This window comes from Actinomadura geliboluensis, from assembly GCF_043197915.1.
GTDB classification, from domain to species: Bacteria; Actinomycetota; Actinomycetes; order Streptosporangiales; family Streptosporangiaceae; genus Spirillospora; species Spirillospora geliboluensis.
In genome coordinates this window covers 13817-34788 of record NZ_JBICUA010000003.1, presented here as the reverse complement: position 1 = coordinate 34788, position 20972 = coordinate 13817, and the positions used below count along the sequence as shown (strand labels likewise).

General features: G+C 73.2%; 18 protein-coding genes. 12 read left to right on the top strand and 6 right to left on the bottom strand.

Features of this window, described 5'->3' with window-relative positions; all coding sequences use genetic code 11:
* Window positions 1-9: 9 nt before the first annotated feature.
* Window positions 10-1680, bottom strand: a complete 1671-nt coding sequence (locus ACGFI1_RS10585; protein ID WP_392784632.1) for an HNH endonuclease signature motif containing protein — start codon at window positions 1678-1680, stop codon at window positions 10-12.
* 784 nt (window positions 1681-2464) lie between these two features.
* Between ACGFI1_RS10585 and ACGFI1_RS10580 the strand changes: the two genes are divergently transcribed.
* Window positions 2465-2761 carry a DUF1905 domain-containing protein gene (locus tag ACGFI1_RS10580; protein WP_392784630.1) on the top strand — a complete coding sequence of 99 codons (297 nt, stop codon included), beginning with the start codon at window positions 2465-2467 and terminating at the stop codon, window positions 2759-2761.
* Between the two features lie 14 nt (window positions 2762-2775).
* On the opposite strand, the gene ACGFI1_RS10575 is transcribed toward ACGFI1_RS10580, so the two are convergent.
* Window positions 2776-4350 carry a carboxylesterase/lipase family protein gene (locus ACGFI1_RS10575; protein WP_392784629.1) on the bottom strand — a complete coding sequence of 525 codons (1575 nt, stop codon included), beginning with the start codon at window positions 4348-4350 and terminating at the stop codon, window positions 2776-2778.
* Window positions 4351-4502: 152 nt separating this feature from the next.
* Between ACGFI1_RS10575 and ACGFI1_RS10570 the strand changes: the two genes are divergently transcribed.
* Both ACGFI1_RS10570 and ACGFI1_RS10565 read left to right on the top strand, forming a co-directional pair.
* A complete protein-coding gene (locus tag ACGFI1_RS10570; RefSeq protein ID WP_392784627.1) occupies window positions 4503-5813 on the top strand; it encodes an MFS transporter in 1311 nt (436 codons plus the stop codon).
* A complete protein-coding gene (locus ACGFI1_RS10565; RefSeq protein WP_392784625.1) occupies window positions 5810-7600 on the top strand; it encodes a glycoside hydrolase family 2 protein in 1791 nt (596 codons plus the stop codon). The genes ACGFI1_RS10570 and ACGFI1_RS10565 overlap by 4 nt, the downstream gene beginning before the upstream one ends.
* Here ACGFI1_RS10565 and ACGFI1_RS10560 read toward each other — a convergent pair.
* Window positions 7563-8546 carry a DUF2804 domain-containing protein gene (locus ACGFI1_RS10560; RefSeq protein ID WP_392784624.1) on the bottom strand — a complete coding sequence of 328 codons (984 nt, stop codon included), beginning with the start codon at window positions 8544-8546 and terminating at the stop codon, window positions 7563-7565. The genes ACGFI1_RS10565 and ACGFI1_RS10560 overlap by 38 nt on opposite strands.
* A 167-nt stretch (window positions 8547-8713) precedes the next feature.
* Between ACGFI1_RS10560 and hpnC the strand changes: the two genes are divergently transcribed.
* Genes hpnC through hpnH form a run of 6 tightly spaced genes read left to right on the top strand, consistent with a single transcriptional unit; the run spans window position 8714 to window position 15922 of the window.
* Window positions 8714-9577 (top strand): squalene synthase HpnC, encoded by an 864-nt coding sequence (gene hpnC, locus ACGFI1_RS10555; RefSeq protein ID WP_392743262.1) that lies wholly within the window; start codon window positions 8714-8716, stop codon window positions 9575-9577.
* Window positions 9574-10491 carry a phytoene/squalene synthase family protein gene (locus ACGFI1_RS10550; RefSeq protein WP_138638358.1) on the top strand — a complete coding sequence of 306 codons (918 nt, stop codon included), beginning with the start codon at window positions 9574-9576 and terminating at the stop codon, window positions 10489-10491. The genes hpnC and ACGFI1_RS10550 overlap by 4 nt, the downstream gene beginning before the upstream one ends.
* Window positions 10488-11894, top strand: a complete 1407-nt coding sequence (hpnE, locus tag ACGFI1_RS10545; RefSeq protein WP_386871494.1) for a hydroxysqualene dehydroxylase HpnE — start codon at window positions 10488-10490, stop codon at window positions 11892-11894. The genes ACGFI1_RS10550 and hpnE overlap by 4 nt, the downstream gene beginning before the upstream one ends.
* Window positions 11891-12916 (top strand): polyprenyl synthetase family protein, encoded by a 1026-nt coding sequence (locus tag ACGFI1_RS10540; RefSeq protein ID WP_364550328.1) that lies wholly within the window; start codon window positions 11891-11893, stop codon window positions 12914-12916. The genes hpnE and ACGFI1_RS10540 overlap by 4 nt, the downstream gene beginning before the upstream one ends.
* A gap of 22 nt (window positions 12917-12938) precedes the next feature.
* Window positions 12939-14918 (top strand): squalene--hopene cyclase, encoded by a 1980-nt coding sequence (gene shc / locus ACGFI1_RS10535; protein ID WP_392784622.1) that lies wholly within the window; start codon window positions 12939-12941, stop codon window positions 14916-14918.
* Window positions 14918-15922, top strand: coding sequence for an adenosyl-hopene transferase HpnH (gene hpnH, locus ACGFI1_RS10530; RefSeq protein ID WP_364550332.1), 1005 nt, complete (start codon window positions 14918-14920; stop codon window positions 15920-15922). Before shc ends, hpnH begins: the two co-directional genes overlap by 1 nt.
* A gap of 46 nt (window positions 15923-15968) precedes the next feature.
* Here hpnH and ACGFI1_RS10525 read toward each other — a convergent pair whose 3' ends face one another.
* Window positions 15969-17957 (bottom strand): bifunctional phosphatase PAP2/O-acyltransferase family protein, encoded by a 1989-nt coding sequence (locus ACGFI1_RS10525; RefSeq protein ID WP_386871487.1) that lies wholly within the window; start codon window positions 17955-17957, stop codon window positions 15969-15971.
* Between the two features lie 215 nt (window positions 17958-18172).
* Between ACGFI1_RS10525 and ACGFI1_RS10520 the strand changes: the two genes are divergently transcribed.
* Both ACGFI1_RS10520 and ACGFI1_RS10515 read left to right on the top strand, forming a co-directional pair.
* A complete protein-coding gene (locus ACGFI1_RS10520) occupies window positions 18173-18841 on the top strand; it encodes a PadR family transcriptional regulator (RefSeq protein WP_392784619.1) in 669 nt (222 codons plus the stop codon).
* A 2-nt stretch (window positions 18842-18843) separates the two neighbouring features.
* Window positions 18844-19374: a DUF1707 SHOCT-like domain-containing protein gene (locus ACGFI1_RS10515; protein ID WP_392784617.1), complete on the top strand. Its 531-nt coding sequence runs from the start codon at window positions 18844-18846 to the stop codon at window positions 19372-19374.
* A gap of 27 nt (window positions 19375-19401) precedes the next feature.
* On the opposite strand, the gene ACGFI1_RS10510 is transcribed toward ACGFI1_RS10515, so the two are convergent.
* Window positions 19402-20334, bottom strand: a complete 933-nt coding sequence (locus ACGFI1_RS10510; RefSeq protein ID WP_387072049.1) for a LysR substrate-binding domain-containing protein — start codon at window positions 20332-20334, stop codon at window positions 19402-19404.
* A 73-nt stretch (window positions 20335-20407) separates the two neighbouring features.
* Here ACGFI1_RS10510 and ACGFI1_RS10505 point away from each other — a divergent pair, with 73 nt between their 5' ends.
* Entirely contained in the window at window positions 20408-20572 is a 165-nt protein-coding gene (locus tag ACGFI1_RS10505; protein ID WP_301174307.1) for a hypothetical protein, read from the top strand.
* Here the strand turns inward: ACGFI1_RS10505 and ACGFI1_RS10500 are convergent.
* Entirely contained in the window at window positions 20569-20952 is a 384-nt protein-coding gene (locus ACGFI1_RS10500) for a PPOX class F420-dependent oxidoreductase (RefSeq protein ID WP_301174306.1), read from the bottom strand. The genes ACGFI1_RS10505 and ACGFI1_RS10500 overlap by 4 nt on opposite strands.
* Window positions 20953-20972: the final 20 nt, after the last annotated feature.

Here is a 20972-nt window from a genome sequence, read left to right as displayed (position 1 = left end):
GCGCGGCTGCTACCGCCGGTCGGGGCGGACGATGAACCAGGCACCCGAGGGTGCGACCCAGATCAACAGGCCGGGCCAGACTTGGACGAGTCGCCAGTCTGGGCGCTGTTTCAACCTGTGGTGGCGTCTGCAGAGCGGAGCCAGGTTGCAGCGGCAGGTGGTCCCGGGCCGCCACGGGACCGTGTGGTCGAGGTCGCAGTGGTGGGATGGCCGGTTGCAGCTCGGGAACACGCAGGTCTCGTGCCGGGCTTCGACCTCCCGGCGCATCGCCGCTGACGGCCGGTAGCCGGGCAGACCGTGCTCCTCCTCGTCCCCTCGGCAGGCCGCCTCCCGGGCTCCGGCAAGTTCATGCCGGATGCGCTGTACCGCTTGTCGCACAGCATCCGGCAGCTCCCGTGAGGGAACGCGGCCGCTCACGTGGGCCAACCGCCGACCGATGACGTCCGCCAGCATCAAAACCTCGGCGTCACCGCCGGAGGACCCGTCCGAGCCCGAGGCTCGACGATCACCGGGCGGCCGGTCGCTTCCACGTTCACGGGGCGGGTCACCGCGGCTCCCGACTGGGTCGGGTCCACTGGTCGCATCGGCGATGTCAGCGTGGTCGAGCCGGGCCAGCGTCGGCTGGGGCTCGCCATGTGCCCACGATGCACCGTCCGCCATGGACGCCTCCGCAGAAGGAAAGCCGCCGTCTGCGCTGGCGGAGGCGGGAGGCAAGTCGCGGGTCACCGAGGCACGGCGACTCTGCGCGGACGCCGGGACGCCGACCACGTCACGCGACGTTGCGGCCGTAGTAGTCCCTTGCACCGTCACGGTCGCGAGGGCGGGGGCAGGGGCTGGGCGGGGGTCGGTGCAGCTCTGGGCCATGAGTGCGCGGATGGCATCGGGAAGTTCGACCCCTTGCAGGAGTTGAGTGGCCAGGTCGGCACGGATGTTCTGGAGGGGGCGGGGGTCGCCGTCGGTCTTGATGCCGCGCGCGGCGGCGGTGATCTTGTTGTAGATGGCGTGGGCGTCCTCAACGGCAAGGTCGCACAGTGCCAGGTCGGCGGTGCCGGACGGGGTGTCCCACAGTTCCAGGCGCCTTTGCCGGACGGCTTCCCGCTTGCGTTCCTCGACGGCCTCCGGCGCGAGACGCTGGACGATCCTCCTGATGCGGCGGCGGAGTTGCCCGGTGGTCTGGGTGGACGCCTTCTCCAGCGCCGCGTCTTGGACCCGTTGCGCGACCTGCTCGGGAAGGCTGTCGGTCAGGTCGCTGATGACGCGGGCCTTGGCCAGGTCGACCCGTCCGGCCTCCAGTGCGGCGCCGGTGTCGGCGAGCGGGCCGGTGAGCTGTTCGGCGAGGTGGACGAGGGTGGCCGAGGCGTTGCTGGTGATCGTGAGGGCGGCGGCGACTTCTTCGGTCACCGAATCGCGGGCCGGCAGGATCCGGTAGTCGGGGTCTCCGTCGGCCTCGGCACGTGCGCGGCGCTGGGTGAGTTCAGCGATGGCGGCCAATTCCCGGGCTTGCGCCCAGGAGGTCTGGCGGCGGGCCGCGGCCGCGACCTGGAGAAGTTCATCGTCGGTCAGATCGGCCAGGCGCTCTTTTCCACCGGACAGGCAGATGGCCAGTTGCGGGCCCGGAGGAAACCACTCCCGGCCTTCCCATTCACGCTGAACACCGACCACTACCGAGGGCGCTGACACCGCGGTTCACCTCCAATCCGAATTCACTCCCCAATTGTAACGCAACCCCGTATTGACATTGACGACATTCTGGACATGCCACCTTGCCATCATTCTTCATTTTCTGCTCCCCGAATCGGAAGGACGCTCCTTGCGGTCGGCGCTCATCCAACGGTCGGCCGCAGGCTGAGCACGGCTTTATCGGAGTGAGGGTGGTTGCTGCAGGTGGACGGCTGAGGTTCCCCCTGCGGCCTGGCGCCACAGCTCAGGCAGTCACCGGCTGAAGTCACGTTGGTTGCGCTGGTGGGGTTGGTCCGCCCGACAAGGACGTCCTAGCCGCCTGCCCTTCTTTCAGGTGCCGCGCGCAGCGCGGCATGGGACAGCAACCACGCACCAAACAGAACGATGAACACCTCTCCCCCAGCCATCGACAGCAACCAACGTGACAGCAACCGGCGGCGACCGAAAGGCGAGCGCCCGCCTTCGGAAGGCCACCGCAACCGCCCACCTACAGCAACCACACAAAAACCGGCAAAAAGAAGACCCCGGCCTGCGCACATCCGGCAGGAAAACGACAGAGGCAAACCGGCAACAGGAGCCTTATCCGCCGCCTCAGCCCCCGCACAAGATCGATAGAGAATCGCTAAGGGAAGCGACAGGGGCGAACTGGCGACATCGGGCGTGACCGCTCCCGCGTCCGGCGAACGTGGCAGCAGGGCTTCGAGCAGCGATGAGTTCCGCCGCCCGGGAAGGTCTCCCCTAGGTAGGAGAGAGCCACAGCTCGAACACCCAGAGGAGACGTCCGATGACCACTGCTCAGCCCAAGAGCATGAAGCTCGACAAGGAGTTCACGGCCCGCCTGCAGAAGAGTCCGGCGGAGGGCGGGTGGACGTACGTCGTCTGGCCCGAGTCGGCGGAGTTCTTCCAGACGCGCGGGCTGGTGAAGGTCAAGGGCACCATCGACGGGCACCCGTTCCGGGGTTCCTTCATGGCCCTTGGTGACGGCAACCACAAGCTGGCCGTGAAGGCGGAGATGCGCCGGGCGCTCGGTAAGGACGTCGGTGACGACGTCACCGTTCACCTCACCGAGCGCCTCGGCTAGTCAGCGGGTCGGATTCAGAGGGAGCTCCAGAAGGAGCAGTTGCCGTTCTGGGCAGTGTCGGTCGGGTGGATGCCGCCGCTCCCGGGCGCCAGGGACAGGACGTCGTCCGGCGAGCGGTAGCGCGGCCACTGCGGGGCCTGGCGCGCCTGCGGCCTGCCGTCGTGCGCGAAGGACGTCCAGTAGCCGACCATCGCGTCGGAGAGCCCGGCCTGTTCGGGGTTCAGCTCGCCGAACAGCCCCGGGAACAGGTACGTCAGCTCGCTGGCGTGCGCGGCGCCCTCCTCGAAGCCGGGGACGTCGAGCAGCGGAGGAGCCGTGCGGTCGGCGAACTGGTACGCGTACACGGGCACGCCGGCGCGCTTGAGCTGCCGGAACGCGTCCTGGTGCGCGCAGGGCGAGAGGATCTCGTTGGAGTCCGTCTGCACCGCGGCCAGCGCGAGCCTGGGGTCGGAGTAGGCCGACGCCGGGTAGCGCGCCAGCACCGCGTCGGCGGCGGCGCCGTAGGCGGAGCGGACGATGTCCTCGTACTCCGCGGCGGTGATGGGGTTCGGGTAGCCCAGCGAGACGAACAGGCGCCACTCGTCCAGGGTGTTGCCGTGCATGACGGGCATCCGGTTGAAGCGGCCCTGGGCGATCGCCTGCTCGGGCTGCAGCGGCAGGACGCGGTCGCCGCCCGCGACCGGGCCGACATTCAGGGCCTTGGCCTCGAAGGTCTCCAGCAGCGTCTTGACGTCCGTCGCGCGCAGGCACGCGGCGTCGGCGGCGGGCGAGCCCTTGTCGCAGCCCACGGCCTCCGCGAGCGTCGCCCCCTCGTCCTCGGCCGAGGCTTCGGTGCGCGCGGGCGCGATGCAGGTGTAGCTCTGCGCGATGACCTTATGGAACAGGCCCGCCGCAGTGGGCGAGGCGAGGTTGGCGCAGGCGTCCTGCGCGCCGGCGGACTCGCCGAACACCGTCACGTTCCTGGGGTCGCCGCCGAAGGCCCCGGCGTTGCGCTGCACCCAGCGCAGGGCCGCGTGCTGGTCGAGCAGGCCGTAGTTGCCGGCCTGGGAGCGGCGGTCGGCGCCGGTCTCCAGGCCCTGGTGCGCGAGCCAGCCGAACGGGCCGAGCCGGTAGTTGACGGTGACCACGACGACGTCGCCGTCCGTGGCGAGCTTGGCGGCGTCGTAGATGCTCCCGGCGCCGGTCACGTTGCCGCCGCCGTGCACCCACACCATGACGGGCAGGCGCCGGTTCTTGCGCGCGCTGTCCGGTGTGGTGACGTTCAGGTAGAGGCAGTCCTCGGCGTAGGACGTCGGGCCGCCGTAGGGCGCGGGAAGTTGCGCGCACTGGTCGCGCGGCGTGGTCGCGTCGTAGACGCCCTGCCACGCGCGCGCCGGCTGCGGCGGCCTCCAGCGCAGGCTCCCGGTCGGCGGCGCGGCGAACGGGATGCCCTGGAAGAGCCGGTACCCGTCCGCTAACTGGCCCCGCACCGGTCCGAGGTCGGTGCGGACGACGGCGGACGGATCCCGCCCGCCCTGCTGGGCCGCGGCCGGAACCGCCCCGGTCAGGGCGAGGGCGGACGCGAGCAGTGGGATGGCGATGAGCCTCAAAGGGTCCCCTTTCCATGCGGCGTTCGTCGGGATGCCCCCGATCCCCCGATCCCGATCTTGTGCTTGAGATCACATGAGAACCCGGTTCGCGGGCGGATGCAAGAGGTCCCGGGCGAAGAACGTCCAGTAAGTGAGCCTTGTACTGTTCGGGCGTGACAACGGGTGACAACGCGCCGCTCGGGCGGCGGCTCTGGACGATGCTGGTCCTGCTCGGCTTCGTCGGGCAGCTCGCCTGGACCGTCGAGAACATGTACCTCAACGTGTTCGTCTACGACACGATCAGCGGGAACCCCGACGTGATCGCGGCGATGGTGGCGGCGAGCGCGGTGGCGGCCACGGTCGCGACGCTGGCGATCGGCGCGCTGTCGGACCGGCTCGGCCGCAGGCGCGCCTTCATCGCCGCCGGGTACGTGGTGTGGGGGCTGTCCACGGCGGCGTTCGGGCTGATCAGCGTGGACACGGTCGCGGAGGTCGCGCCCTTCGCGGACGCGGTCGTGGTCGCGGTGGTCACCGTCGTCGTCCTCGACTGCGTCATGTCGTTCCTCGGGTCGGGCGCCAACGACGCGAGCTTCCAGGCGTGGGTGACGGACGTGACCCGGACGGAGAACCGGGGCCGTGTCGAGTCCGTCCTGGCCGTGATGCCGCTGATGTCGATGCTGGTGGTCTTCGGCGGGTTCGACTGGATGACGCGGGACGGCCGGTGGTCGCTGTTCTTCCTCGTCATCGGCCTGATCATCGCGGCGGCCGGCGTCCTGGCGTGGGCGTTCGTCCGGGACCGCCCGGTGGAGCGGCAGGAGGGCGGCTACCTCGGCGCGCTCGTGCACGGGCTGCGGCCGTCGGCGATGCGCGCGAACCCCGGGCTGTACCTGGCGCTGTCCGCGTGGTGCGTGTGGGGGATCTCCACGCAGGTGTTCCTGCCCTACCTGATCATCTACCTGGAGCGGTACCTGGACATCGACGGCTACGCGCTGGTGCTCGCCGTCGTGCTCACCGGCGCGTCGGCGGCCAGCGTGCTGGCCGGGCGGTTCATCGACCGGATCGGGAAGGCGCGGTTCCTCGCGCCCGCGGTCGCGGTGTACGCGGCGGGGCTGCTGCTGATGCCGCTCGCGCGCGGCATGGTCCCGGTGATCGGCGCGGGGCTGGTGCTGATGTCGGGGTTCATGCTGGTGCTGGCCCCGGTCGGCGCGCTCGTCCGGGACTACACGCCGCCGGGGCGGGCCGGGCACGTGCAGGGCCTGCGGATGGTGTTCGCCATCCTCATCCCTATGATCATCGGGCCGGCCCTCGGCGCCGCCGTCATCAAGGGCGCGGACGAGCGCTACGAGGACCTGGGCGTGCTCAAGCACGTCCCGACGCCCGCCGTCTTCCTGGCGGCGGCAGCGGTCCTGGTGCTGATCGTCCCGCCGGTGCTGGCGCTGCGCCGCCGGGACGCGCGCACGCCGGACGAGGAGGCCGTGGGATGACGCTGCTCACCAGGTGGGGCAGGACGCTGGATCCGGACGCGGTGCTGCCGGAGTACCCGCGGCCGCAACTCGTCCGCAAGAGCCACCTCAACCTCAACGGGCGCTGGGAGTACTCGTTCGACGACACGTCCCCGGAGGGGCCGGAGGAGTACGACGGCGAGATCCTCGTCCCGTTCTCGCCGGAGTCGCCGCTGTCGGGGGTCGGCCGGCAGCTGCTCCCGCACGAGACGCTCTGGTACCGGCGGGACGTCCGGCTGCCGGAGGGGTTCCGGCCCGACGGGCACCGGGTCCTACTGCACTTCGGCGCCGTCGACCAGACCTGCCGGGTGACGGTCAACGGCCGGGAGGCGGGCCGGCATGAGGGCGGCTACCTCCCGTTCTTCTTCGACATCACCGACCTCCTGGAGGACGGCGCCGGAACCCTCGTGGTGGAGGTCCAGGACCCGTCCGACGCCGGGGACCGGGGCTGGGGCAAGCAGAGCCTCAAGCGGGGCGGCATCTGGTACACGGCCCAGTCCGGCATCTGGCAGACGGTGTGGATCGAGTGCGTGCCGGAGGTGCACGTCGAGCGGCTGACGCTCGTCCCGCATCTGGACGAGGCGTGCGTCGAGGTCACGGTGCACGCGAGCACCGGCGACACGGCCCGGATCGAGGTCAGCGCGGACGGCGAGGTCGTCGCACGCGCCGAGGCGCCGGCCGGGGAGCCGGTGCGGATCGGCATTCCGGACGTCCGGCCCTGGAGCCCCGAAGACCCCTTCCTCTACGACATCACCGTCGAACTCGGCACAGACCGTGTCGAGAGCTATGTCGGGATGCGGTCGTTCGGCGTCGGCCCGGACGAGGCGGGCGTCCCCCGGCTGCTGCTGAACGGGCGCCCGTACTTCCACGCGGGCGTCCTGGACCAGGGCTACTGGCCGGACGGCATGTACACGGCGCCGTCCGACGAGGCGCTGGTGCACGACATCGCGACGATGAAGCGGCTCGGCTTCACCATGCTCCGCAAGCACATCAAAGTGGAGCCGCTGCGCTGGTACTACCACTGCGACCGGCTCGGCATCCTCGTGTGGCAGGACATGGTGAACGGCGGCGGCCCGTACCACCGCGAGGTCGTGACGGCGCCGGCCGTGCTGCCGCTGCGCCTCGACGACCGCAGGCACAAGCGTTTCGGACGCGCCGACGCCGGTTCCCGCGCGCGCTTCCGCGAGGAGACGCGGGAGACGATCGAGCATCTGCGCAACGTGGTGAGCATCGCCGTCTGGGTGCCGTTCAACGAGGGCTGGGGGCAGTTCGACGCGGCGGACGTCGCCGCCGAGGTGCGGGCGCTCGACCCGACGCGGACGATCGACCACGCCAGCGGATGGCACGACCAGGGCGCCGGGGACCTGCGCAGCCTGCACGTGTACTTCCGCAAGTTCCGCGTCCCGCGCCGCAGGGACGCCCGCGTCCTCGTCCTTTCCGAATACGGCGGATACAACCTGCGGGTGGACGGCCACGCCTTCAACGACAAGGACTTCGGCTACAAGCGCTACGACTCCCCCGCCCGGCTCGGCGCCGCGTTCGCGCGGCTGCACGCGCGGCAGATCGCCCCGGCGGTGCCGCGCGGGCTCAGCGCGACCGTCTACACGCAGCTCTCGGACGTGGAGGACGAGCTGAACGGCCTCCTCACCTACGACCGCGAGGTGTGCAAGCTCCCCGAGGGCCTGGTGCGCTCGGTGAACGCGCGCCTCACCGGCGTGGCCGGCGCGGCGGTCACCAGCGCTGCCGGGCCTCCTCCGCCCACCCGGTGAGGCCGTCGACGCCGACCCACGCGCCGTCGTCGGCCTGGACGCGCCCGGTGAAGTGCCCGAAGCACTGGTGGGTCTCGGTGCCGACGACGCCGAGCTCGGTGCGCGAGACCTTCTCGTGGAAGGGGCGGAACTCCACCTCGACGCGCCGCCCGGTGATCGTCCACGGGCGCATCCAGTCGGACGTGTCGTAGGTCCAGGTCAGCTCTTCGCCGATCTTGTGGAGCCGGCCGTCCACGAACACGGCGTTCTCCGTCATGCCGGTGCCGTCGGTCCACTTGCCGCCGAACTGCAGCGCGAGGCCGGGGCCGCTCGCCGCGGCCCAGTTCCACGTCATCCGGTACGGCCACTTGCCGCGCCCGTGGTCGAGGACGGCGAACGCGCCCTCGCCGATCTCGTACTCCCCCGACGGCAGCACCAGCCGCCCCCGCACGGGACGCCCGACGTCCTTCACCGTGTACTGGAAGCGCTTCGGCCCCCACGGGATCACCACGCCGAGCGACTCGTGCCCGTCCGGCAGCGGGACCTCGACGTCGAGATCGACCAGGCCCGGCACCAGCGCCCGCACCCGCGACCCCGACGGGCGCTGCCGGACGCCGACCGCCGCTCCCCCGCCCCGCACGGACGCCTCGCCCTCGCCGCTGCGGTCGGGGAACACGGCGCCGCGCGCGAGCGGCACCACCGCGTCCTTCGCGGTCTCCTCGCCGGTCTCGCGGTCGAGCACCCACACGCCGTGCACCCCGGCGTAGTCGAGCGAGGAGGCCACCAGCCCGATGATGTGCCGGGGCGTGACGATCCCCCAGTACTCCCAGCGCTTCACCCGGCCCCAGCCGCGCAGGTTCGCGCGGTGCAGGGGGCGCCGCGTCCAACCGACCGCCTCCGGGTTCAGGCGGCCGTCCGGCAGGCACAGGTCGACGGGGGCGGTGATCTCGCGTTCGTGGGTCGCCATTCCCCGAGCCTACTGATCACCGGTTCCGGCGCTCACCGGGGAACGTCCTGTTCAATGGCGTCGGCGCCGCGCCCCCTGCAACGGTCCAGGGCACACCGCGCAGCGTTTAAATAAGTCCATACCTTGGCCAGAGTTTCTCTCGTGCCGTCCCGGTCGATCTCTCCAAGGTGATCATTGAACCGCTCTGGAGCGTCGAGGAGCACGATCGCGCGCTGGACCGGCTCGCGGCCCGGGAGAACTTCCCGGTGGCCGCGCGGCTGCTGCCCGCCCGGCACCGGGCCGGCCTGCGGGCCGTCTACGGTTACGCGCGGCTCGTCGACGACATCGGCGACGAGGCGCCGCCCGAGCAGCGGGCCAAGCTCCTCGACCTCGTGGACGACGACCTGGACCGCGTGTTCGCCGGGCGGACGCCGAACCTGCCGCAGTTAAGGCGGCTGGCCGGGGCGGTGCACGCGCACCGGATCCCGGAGGCGCCGTTCCGCGACCTGGTCCGGGCGAACCGGCAGGACCAGGTCGTCCACCGGTACGAGACGTTCGATGAGCTGGCCGGGTACTGCGCGCTGTCGGCCGCGCCGGTGGGCCGCATCGTCCTGCACCTGTTCCGCGCGCACCGGCCCGCGCTGGAGGCGGCGTCCGACGACGTGTGCACCGCGCTGCAGGTCATCGAGCACTGCCAGGACGCCGGCCAGGACTACCGGGACGGGCGGATCTACCTGCCCGCCGCGGACCTGCGCCGGTTCGGCTGCGCCGAGGAGGACCTGGCCCGCGCGGCGACGCCGACGCGGCTGCGCGGCGTGCTGGCGCTCCAGGCGGGCCGCGCGGCCGAACTGCTGGACCGGGGCGCGCCGCCGCTCATGGCGGGCCTGACCGGATGGGGGCGGATCGCGGTCGCCGGCTACATCGCCGGGGGGCGCGCGGCGCTGGCGGCGCTGGCGCGCGGGCGCTACGACGTCCTCGCCCGGCAGCTGCGCCCGCGGCACGCCGCGCTGCCCGCCGGCTGGGCGCGGGTTCTCAGAGGGAGTGTGCGATGACGGTTTCGGAGACGTGCGAGGGTTCCGAGCGGGTGGTGGAGGCGTACCGGCACTGCGAGCGCGTGGTGCGGGAGGAGGCCCGGAACTTCTCCTACGGGATCCGGCTGATGCCCGCGCCGAAGCGGCGCGCGATGAGCGCGATCTACGCGTTCGCGCGCGGCATCGACGACATCGGGGACGGCCCGGAGCCGGCGTGCGTGCGGCTCGACCTGCTGGACCGGTCGCGGCGGCGGCTGCTGACCGTCGAGGAGGTGGTGCGGCGCCGCGCGGACGTCCGGGCGCTGGAGGGGCATCCGGTGCTGACCGCGCTGGCGGACGCGGCGGGCCGCTACCCGATCCCGCTCGCCGCGTTCGACGAGCTGATCGACGGCTGCGAGAACGACGTGCGCGGCGCCGACTACGACACCTTCGACGACCTGCTGCGGTACTGCCAGCGGGTCGCGGGGACGGTCGGGCGGCTGTCGCTCGGGGTGTTCGGGTCGGACGGCCGGCAGCGGGCGGAGGGCCTCGCCGACTCGCTCGGCGTCGCGCTCCAGCTCACCAACATCCTGCGCGACCTGCGCGAGGACCGGCTGGCCGGGCGCACCTACATCCCGCGGGAGGACCTGGTCCGGTTCGGCTGCACGCTGGAGCTGGACGAGTCGGGCGCCTTCATCGACCCGCCGTGGCGGCTGAACAAGCTGGTCGGCTTCCAGGCGGAGCGGGCGCGGGCCTGGTACGCGGAGGGGCTGCGGCTGCTGCCGCTGCTGGACCGGCGCAGCGCCGCGTGCACGGCGGCGATGGCCGGCATCTACCGGCGGCTGCTGGAGAGCATCGCGGCGCGCCCGGCGATCGCACTGGACAGACGGGTCTCACTGCCGACCTGGCAGAAGGCCGTCGTGGCGGCGCGCGCGCTGTCGGGGGTGGAGCGGTGAGCGTGGTCATCGTGGGCGGCGGCCTCGCAGGTATCAGCGCCGCCATAGCGCTCCAGGAGTCGGGCGTGCCGGTCACGCTCGTGGAGTCCCGGCCGTGGCTGGGCGGCGCGACGCACTCGTTCGCGCGGGGCGAGCTGAGCGTCGACAACGGGCAGCACGTGTTCCTGCGGTGCTGCACCGCGTACCAAGGGCTGCTGCGCAGGCTGCGCGCCGACCACCTGGTGGAAGTGCAGGAGCGCTTCGACGTCCCCGTCCTGCGGCCGGGCGCGAAGGCGGCGCGGCTGCGGCGGGCGAACCTGCCGAGCCCGCTGCACCTGCTGCCCGCGCTGGCCCGGTACTCGCCGCTGGCACCCGCCGACCGGGCGCGGGCGGTGCGCGCCGCGCTGGCGCTCGGCCGGCTGGACCCCGCCGACCCGGCGCTCGACACGATGGCGGCCGGAACGTGGCTGGCCGAGCACGGGCAGCGGACCTGGGCGCGGAACGCGCTGTGGGGGCTGTTCATCACCGCCGCGCTCAACGCCGAGGTGGACGAGGCGGCGCTCGGCCTGTCGGCGATGGTGTGCAAGCGGGCGCTGCTGAGCCGCGCCGACGCCGCCGACATCGGGGTGCCGCTCGTCCCGCTGGAGGAGCTGCACGGCGGGCCGGCGCTGCGGCGCATCGCGGAGATGGGCGGCACCGTCCGGCTGAAGGCGAAGGTCGAGGCCGTCACCACCGACCCGAAGGTGGTGGTGGACGGCGTGCCGATCGCCGCCGACGCGGTGATCATGGCGGTGCCGCACGAGGCGGCGGCGCGGCTGCTGCCCGCGCAGGCGCTGCCGGACCCGCTGCGCTGGCCCGAGCTGGACGCCAGCCCCATCGTGAACGTGCACGTCGTCTACGACCGGAAGGTCATGGACGCGCCGTTCGCCGCCGCCGTCGCCTCGCCCGTCCAGTGGGTGTTCGACCGGACGGCGGTCAGCGGGCTGCGCCGCGGCCAGTACCTGGCGGTGTCGCTGTCGGCCGCCGACCGCTGGGTCGACCTGCCGACCGCCGAGCTGCGCGCCCGGTTCGTCCCGGAGCTGCGGCGGCTGCTGCCGGCCGCGCGCGGCGCCGCCGTCCGGGAGCTGTTCGTGACGCGGGAGCGGCGGGCGACGTTCCGGCAGCGCCCCGGCACCGCGGCGGCCCGGCCGGGCGCGGTCACGCGCACGCCGGGGCTGTTCCTCGCCGGCGCGTGGACCGACACGGGCTGGCCCGACACGATGGAGGGCGCGGTCCGCAGCGGCCTGACCGCCGCGCGGCTGGTCCGCCGCCACCTGGCCGGAATGCCGGAGCGGGCGGAGGCGCCGGACCGGGCGGCGCGCACGCCCGCCGACCTCCAGCCGATCCCGATCCGTCGCCACCTGGAGGAGGTGAGGGGCCGGTGACCGCTGTTCCGGTCTCGATGACCGATGTACGCGAGCTGGTCGACGGGGCGCTGCGCGCCGCCGTCGGCCGGCTCGATCCGCGCACCTACCGCGTCGCGGCCTACCACCTGGGCTGGACGGACGAGGAGGGGCATCCGCGCAAGGCGCCCGCCGGCAAGGCGCTGCGCCCGGCGCTCGCGCTGCTGTCGGCGCGCGCCGCGGTGGCGCCGCCGGAGAGCGCCCTGCCGGGCGCCGTCGCGGTGGAGCTGACCCACGCGTTCTCACTGCTGCACGACGACATCATGGACGGCGACCGCACGCGCAGGCACCGCCCGGCGGCATGGACGGTGTTCGGCGAGGCGTCCGCGATCCTCACCGGTGACGCGCTCCTCGCCCTCGCCGGCGAAGTGCTGCTGGAGGCGCCGGGGCAGGGCTCGGCGCGGGCGGCGCGCGCGCTGTCCACCGCCACCCGCCGCCTCATCGCCGGCCAGTCGCTCGACATGGACTTCGAGAGCCGCCGCCAGGTCGGCGTGGACGAGTGCGTCGCCATGGCGTCCGACAAGACCGCCGCGCTGCTGGCGTGCTCCTGCTCGATCGGCGCCGTCCTCGACGACGCGCCCAGGCCGCTCACGGAGGCGCTGGAGGCGTTCGGCACCGATCTCGGCATCGCGTTCCAGCTCGCCGACGACCTGCTCGGCATCTGGGGCGACCCCGCGACCACCGGGAAGCCGGCGATGTCGGACCTGCGGTCCCGCAAGATGTCGCTGCCGGTCGTGGCCGCGCTGAACTCCGGCACGCCGGAGGGCGCGAAGCTCGCCGAGCTGTACGCGCGGCCCGGGCCGCGTGCGGCGGAGCCGGCGGAGTCCGAACTGGCGGAGGCCGCCGCACTGGTCGAGGCGGCGGGCGGGCGCGCGTGGGCCGAGCTCGAGGCCGAGAGCCGCGTCCAGCGGGCCGCCGAGCACCTGCTGGCGGCCCGGATGCCGGACTCCGCCCGCACCGAGTTCCTCCGCATCGCCGACTTCGTCACCCGCCGGGACCACTGAGAGATCCGGGATCAGATCACCGATGACAACGCTGGAAACGCCGGAGACCCCGGAGGCCGCCGGAACCCGGACCGCCGCCGAGGCGCTGGACGCCGCCCGCGACCACCTGCTGCTGCTCCAGTCCCCGGAGGGCTGGTGGAAGGGCGAGCTGCAGACCAACGTCACGATGGACGCCGAGGACCTGCTGCTGCGCGAGTTCCTCGGCGTCCGCACCGACGAGGACACGTTCGAGGCGGCCCGCTGGATCCGCTCGCAGCAGGCCCCCGACGGGACGTGGGCGAACTTCCACGACGGCCCACCCGACCTGTCCACGACCGTCGAGGCGTACGTGGCGCTGCGGCTCGCCGGAGACCCGCCGGACGCGGGCCACATGATCCGCGCCGCCGCCTACGTCCGCGGCGAGGGCGGCGTCCCGGCGACACGCGTGTTCACCCGGTTCTGGCTCGCGATGTTCGGCCGCTGGTCCTGGGACGAGCTGCCCGTGGTCCCGCCGGAGATGCTGTTCCTGCCGCGCTGGTTCCCGCTGAACGTGTACGACTTCGCGTGCTGGGCGCGGCAGACGATCGTCCCGCTGACGGTGGTGGGGGCGCTGCGCCCCGTCCGGCCGCTGCCGTTCGGGCTGGACGAGCTCGTCCCCGACTACGACGTCCCGGGGCCGAGGCGGCGCCGCCTGCCCGGCTGGGGCGAGGCGTTCGGCGCGCTCGACAAGGCCCTGCACGTCTACCAGCGGCACGTCTACCAGCGGCACGTCCACCAGCGGCACGCCCACCGGCGGCGCCCGCTGAAGGGCGTGCGGGAGGCGGCGCTGCGCCGCGCCGCGGAGTGGATCATCGCGCGGCAGGAGCGGGACGGCTCGTGGGGCGGCATCCAGCCGCCGTGGGTGTACTCGCTGATCGCGCTGCACCTGCTCGGCTACGGCCTCGACCACCCGGTCGTGCGGCGCGGCCTGGACGGCCTCGAACGGTTCATGATCCGGGACGAGCGGGGGCGCCGCCTCGAGGCGTGCCAGTCCCCCGTCTGGGACACCGTCCTCGCGATGAACGCACTCGCCGACGCGGGCCTGCCCGCCGGGCACCCGGCGCTGGAGCGGGCCGCCGAGTGGGTGCTCGGCGAGGAGGTGCGGGGACCGGGCGACTGGTCGGTGCGGCGCCCCGGACTGCCGCCGGGCGGCTGGGCGTTCGAGTTCGACAACGACGTCTACCCCGACGTGGACGACACCGCCGAGGCCGTGATCGCGCTGAACCGCGTCCGGCACCCGGCGGCCGAGCCGGCGATCGAGCGGGGCGTCCGATGGATGGCCGGGATGGTCTCGCGGGACGGCGGGTTCGGCGCGTTCGACGCCGACAACACCCGGACGCTGTGCCGCAGGCTGCCGTTCTGCGACTTCGGCGAGGTCATCGACCCGCCGTCCGCCGACGTCACCGCGCACGTCCTGGAGGCGCTCGCGCACCGCGGCATGGCCGACTCGCTGCTCGCCAAGCGGGCCGTCGTGTGGCTGCTGAAGGCGCAGGAGCCCGACGGGTCGTGGTTCGGCCGGTGGGGCGCCAACCACGTGTACGGGACGGGCGCCGTCGTCCCGGCGCTGGTCGCGGCGGGCGTCCGGCCGGAGAAGCCGGCGATCCGGGACGCGGTCGGCTGGCTGGAGCGCCACCAGCGCGACGACGGCGGCTGGGGCGAGGACCTGCGCTCCTACCGGGACCGGTCCTGGGTCGGACACGGGGCGTCGACCCCGTCGCAGACGGCGTGGGCGCTGCTGGCGCTGCTGGCCGCCGGCGAGCGCGGCCCGGCCGTCGAGGGCGGGATCCGCTGGCTCGCCGAGCACCAGCGCCCGGACGGGACGTGGGACGAGGACCACTTCACCGGCACCGGGTTCCCCGGCGACTTCTACATCAACTACCACCTGTACCGGCTGGTGTTCCCGCTGTCCGCGCTGGGCCGGTACCTGGGTGCCGGCGCCGCCGCGCCCGGCGGGCCCGGCGGCGGGTCGAAGGAGGCGTTCTGATGGCGATGCCACTGCGGCAGAGCCTGCGCGTCGGCGGGTACGTCCTGCGCAACAAGCTGGCCGGGCGGGAGAAGTACCCGCTGATCATGGAGCTGGAGCCGCTGTACGCGTGCAACCTGGCCTGCGCGGGCTGCGGGAAGATCCAGCATCCGGCGGACGTGCTGAAGCAGCGGATGCCCGTCGAGCAGGCGCTCGCGGCCGTCCGCGAGTGCGGGGCGCCGATGGTGTCGATCGCGGGCGGCGAGCCGCTGATGCACCCGAAGATCGGCGAGCTGGTCGCCGAGCTGGTCAAGATGCGGCGGTACGTGTTCCTGTGCACGAACGCGGCGCTGATCCCGAAGAAGATCGACCAGTTCCGTCCGTCGCGGTACTTCGCGTGGGCGGTGCACATCGACGGGCTGCGCGAGCGGCACGACGCGTCCGTCTGCAAGGAGGGCGTGTTCGACCAGGCGGTCGAGGCGGTCAGGATGTGCCAGGAGCGCGGGTTCCGGGTCACGACGAACACGACCGTGTTCAACACCGACACCCCGCAGACGGTCATCGACGTCCTCGACTACCTGAACGACGACCTGCGCGTCGACCAGATGATGATCTCGCCGGCGTACGCCTACGAGAAGGCGCCCGACCAGGAGCACTTCCTCGGCGTCCAGGAGACCCGGAGCCTGTTCGCGAAGGCGTTCGCGGACGGCCGCCGGCGGCGCTGGCGGTTCAACCACTCGCCGCTGTTCCTGGACTTCCTGGAGGGCAGGGCCGACTTCCGCTGCACGGCGTGGGCGATCCCGTCGTACTCGCTCAAGGGGTGGCAGCGGCCCTGCTACCTGATGGACGACGGCTACTGCGACACCTACCAGGAGCTGCTGGACACCACCGACTGGGACGCCTACGGCCGGGGCCGCGACGACCGGTGCGCGAACTGCATGGCGCACTGCGGCTACGAGCCGACGGCGGTGTTCGCGACGATGGGCTCGCTGAAGGAGTCGCTGCGCGCGATGCGCAGCGTGTGACGCGGGCGGCCGCCGTCACTCCGGATCCCGTCACCCCGGATCGGCGTCATTCCGGGCCGTCGCGCAGCTCCTCGATGACGTCGCGGACGGCGTCCATCAGGGCGTCGGCGTCGTCCGCCAGGCCGGGGTCGACGGAGAGGCCGAAGCACAGCTCGCGGTCGACGCCGAGCGCGGCGATCGCGAGCGGCGCGCCCGGCGCCAGCGGGACGATCGGGTACACGGCGGTGAGCGGGGCGCCCGCCAGCCGCAGCGCCTTGTCGGGGCCGGGGAGGCTCGACACGGTGCCCTGCAGGAAGCGCCCGCTGTAGGACATCCGGGCGAACCGGCCGTGCAGCGGCGCCGGCATGACGCGGCCCGCCTGCCACATCACGAACCAGGCGGCCTGCGCGCGGGTGCCGGAGCGCAGCACGCGGCTGCGTTCGGCGATCAGGGCGAGCCGGTCGGGCTCGGCCATCTTCCCGACCGGCAGGTCGACCATGACGGCCGTGGTGTGGTTGCCGACCATCGCGCTGCCGGGCGGCCGCATCATGAGCGGCACGGCGACGCGGCAGGTGTCGGGGCGCCCGTCCTCCTCGCTGACGACCCGGTTCAGCGCGCCCGCGACCGCGCACAGCACCACGTCGGTCACGCGCGCGTCGTAGCGGCGGCCGACGTCCCGGACCTGGGCGAGCGGGAGCGACATGCTGCCGAAGCGGCGCTCGGACGTCCCGGCGGCGGGCAGCGGCTCCGGCCTGGTCACGGCGGAGGCGAGCTGCCCGAGCCCAGCCACGGTCGCGAGCGCCTTCCGCAGCGGCTTGCGCGGGAACCGGGCGCCGAGGTTGTCGGGCGGCGGCTCCATCAGGTACATCGCCTGCGCGACGATGCCGACGCCGTCGGCGACGACGTGGTGCATCAGGTACACGACGGCGGTGCGGCCGGGCTCGGCGCCCTTCATCACGACCATCCGCCACGGCGGCCGGTCGAGCGGCAGCAGCTCCGCCTGGAGCTCGGCGACGGCGGCGCGCAGGCCCGCCATGCCGTCGACCTCCCGCTCGGCGACGTGCCACTCCCAGTCGACCGGGTCGTGGTCGCGCCAGACGGGGCGGCGCCACCGGCCGCGGCGGACGAGCCGCTGCCGGAAGCGGGGCAGCCCGTCCAGCCGCTCCCGGATGACCCGGACGAGGTCCTCGCGCCCGACCTCGCCCTTCGAGGTGTCGAGCATGATGACGCCGCCGGCCTGCTGCGGCGCGGCGGGCGTCTCCACGGCGAGGAAGAAGGCGTCCGGCCCCTGGATGCGGGCGGACGGCCGGTGCGGGTGGGCGATGCGCTCGGCGATGTACACGGAGACCACCACGAAGGGGACGGCGGCCACCGCGTCCACGATGAAGTGGTTCGCGGTCGCCAGGATGACGTAGAGCGTAAGGAGGATGTGACCGAGGTTCAACCACTGCACCCACCGCTTCGCCTTCACGCGGGCGAGCTCGACGCCGACCCACAGCGTCCAGCCCATGTGCAGGGACGGGACGGCGGCGAGCTGGTCGGCGTGGCGCACCATCGGCGAGCCCCACGACCCCCAGGTGCGGCCCTCGGAGACGGTGTCGACGAACCCGAGGTCGGGCATCAGCCGCGGCGGCATCACCGGATAGAGGGCGAAGCACGCCAGGGCCGCGAGGTTGAGCAGGACGAAGGCGTTGCGGGCCGTCCGGTAGCGGTCGGGGTGGCGCAGGAATAACCAGACGAGCAGCGCCAGCGCGCTCCCGATGTAGGTGACCGCGTACTCGTAGTTGGCGAGCAGGCGCAGCGCCGACTGGTCGGCCAGCCAGCCGTTGAGGGCGGGTTCGATGTCGAGGTGCAGAGCCCGCTCAAGCCGGAAGAGCATCTCCCCGTGGGCGCGGGCGGGGCCCGTCCTGGCCTGCTCCGGCAGCATCGTGACCAGCGAGTACACGGTGAAGAGCGCCAGGCCGAGCAGCAGCTCGTTCCTGGCGCGGGGGCGGGGTGCCGCGACGTCCGGTGTGCCGACCGCGCCGGGCGCGGTCACCGCCTCGTGTGTGCCCATCGTCCCCCTCGGCCGGGTGGTACCCAAGATTCGCGGAATCAGACGGCAGTGGCCGGTATCGGGGATCATGCCCGGTTCGCCGTCGGCGAAAGCGTGTCCGCCCCGCGGAAATGTCCGGGAACCCACTGGCTCAGCGAAACGTCTTCGATATATCGTTGTCGTATCGCGAGGGATCAGAGAGTGATCTCAGAAGGTGGTGTCAGAACATGGGACACATGCACGGACACGGCCCGTGGGGGCGCGGTGAGTTCCCGAACTTCGGCGCGCTGTTCGGCGGCGCCCCGTGGGGCCCCGGGCCGTTCGGCGGCCACGGCCCCGGCCCGCGCCCGCCGTGGGCGCGCGGACGCGGCGGCCCGTGGGGCCGGGGCGGCAAGGCGCGCAAGGGGAACGTCCGCGCGGCGATCCTCGTGCTGCTGGCCGAGGAGCCGCGCAACGGCTACCAGATCATCCAGGAGATCAACGAGCGCAGCGGCGGCGCGTGGAAGCCGAGCCCCGGCGCGGTCTACCCGGCGCTGCAGCAGCTCGCCGACGAGGGCCTGATCGCCGGGGACGAGAGCGGCGGCCGCCGCACCTTCCGCCTCACCGACGAGGGCCGCGCCTACACCGAGGAGAACGCCGACCGGCTCGCCGAGCCGTGGGCGGAGATGACGCCCGACTTCGGCGAGGGCGTCCCCGAGCTGTTCAAGCAGGCCGCGCAGACGGGGGCCGCGGTGATGCAGATCGTCCACTCCGGGTCGTCCGCCCAGGTCGCCCAGGCCACGGAGGTGCTCGCGGACGCGCGCCGCGGCCTGTACCGCATCCTGGCCGACGACCTCGACACGCGGGACGACGCCCGGGACGACGCCGACGACGACCCGGGGCCGACGGCCGCGGGCGGGGAGTAGCCATGGCACGCCACGACGAGATCCGCGTCGGCGACGCCGAGCGCGACGCGGTCATGGTCGCCCTGCACGACCACTTCGCCGCCGGCCGGCTGGACCGCGGCGAGCTGGACGAGCGGCTGGACACCGCGCTGACCGCCAAGACGCGCGGCGACCTGCGCACCCTGGTCGAGGACCTGCCGGCGCCGACCGGCCTCCCCGAGCCCGAGAAGGCCGCGGGCCCCGGCGCGCCGCTCGCCTTCCCCGGCCCGTTCATCGGCGGGCCGGGGCCGCTCGCCGGCCCGGCGGCGTTCGGCGGGCCGGGGCACCCCGCATGGCAGCGCCATCACCGGCACCTGGCCGCCCGCCACCGGCACGGGCCCCACTTCCCGGCGTTCCCGCTGCTGCTCGCGGTGTTCCTGGTGCTCGCCTTCACCGCCGGGCCGGGCACGGGGGTCCTGGTCGTCCTGCAGATCGCGCTGGCGGTCTGGCTGATCCGCGCGGCGCTGCTGGCCTTCGGGGTGCGCCGCCCCCGCCACCGGCCGCCGCACGCCTGAGGCACCGGCCCCGCTCCCGCCGGCCGTTCAGGCGGCGGCGGGCGGGGCGCAGCGGCCGGGGACGGCGTCGCGGAGGGCGCGCAGGCCGCGCGCGATCAGCGGATGGTCGCGGCTGCCGCGCCGCACGCAGGTCAGCACCCGCCGCCTCGGGACGCCGTCGCCGCCCAGCGGGACCCGGACGACCGGCTGGTCGGACGGCCCGTCCGCCAGCCGCGGCACCAGCGACACCCCGAGGCCGTGCGCGACGAGCGACCAGATCACCGACCAGGTGGTGGCGTGGTGCGCGAACCGGGGCGTGAAGCCGGCGGCGGCGCAGTACGTCAGGACCTGCTGGTGGTGGGCGCAGACCTCGGGCTCGACGCTGATCCACGTCTCGCCCGCCGCGTCCTCCAGGCGGGTGAGGCCCGCCCGGAGTGCGAGCGGGTGGGCGGCCGGGACGATGAGGTCGAGCGCCTCCTCCAGCAGCAGCTCGCGGTCGAAGCGCGGGTCGCCGGGCGGCGGCGCGTCCGGCGTGGGCTCGATGACCGCGATGTCGGTCTCCCCGGCGGCGAGCAGGCCGAGGGCCTCGGCGGTGTCGCACTCCCGGACCTCGACCGCGAGGTCCGGGTCGTCCCGCCTGAGGGCGCCGGCGGCGGGGGCGATGAGCCCGCCCACCGCCGTCGTGAACCCGCACATGCGCAGCGGCCCGGCGGCGCCGGCGCGGTGCGACTCCAGCTCGGCGAGGGCCTCCTCCCACCTGGCCAGCAGGCCGTCCGCGTGCGCGATGAGCAGGTGCGCGGCCGGGGTCAGCCTGACCTTGCGGCCCTGCGGCTCCAGCAGCGGCACCTTCAGCTCCCGCGCCAGCTCGCGCAGCTGGTGGGACACCGCCGACGGGGTGAGGTGCAGCGCCTCCGCCGCGGACGTGACCGTCCCGTACTGGTGGACGAGCCGGAGCATGTGCAGCCGCCGCAGATCAATCATGAAAACATATTGCACGATCCACTGAGGAAATCTGAAATGGACGGCAACATTCGACCGGTTGCAGACTGCTGTCATGACTCAGCACAGCACCCTCGTGTCCCGCCACCTCACCAGTGAAGGCGTCGTCCTCTGGACCCGCTGCGCCTGCGGCCGGCTGCGCATGGACCTCGTCCCGCACGGGGACGCGCCGCGGCTGACCGCGGGCCCCTGCCCGCACGCCGCCGGCGGCCGCCGCTAGCCGAGGGTCACCTCGTAGTGGAGCGTCCGGTAGTGCTTCATCCGGTGGAAGAACGGCACCGCGAACCCCTGCAGGAAGGGGTGCTTGCGGGCCAGCAGCCGCCGGATCGGCTGCGACTCCTCCTCGCTGAGCAGCCGGACGCGGCCGTGCACCGCCGGGCCCGTGACCTTGCCCCGGAAGGTGCTCGGCTCGATCTCCACCTCGGGGTTGCGCGCCAGCCGCTTCGTCTTGACGGCCTTGTCGTAGGTGCGGAAGTAGGCGTGCTCGCCGAGCACGACGACGTTGACGGGCGTCCCGACCGGCGTCCCGTCCTTGCGGTAGGACGTCAGCAGGACGGTCCGCTGCTTTTTCAGGCTCTCAAGCGTCTCTGTGGTGTTCATATCCCTGAGACGGGACTACC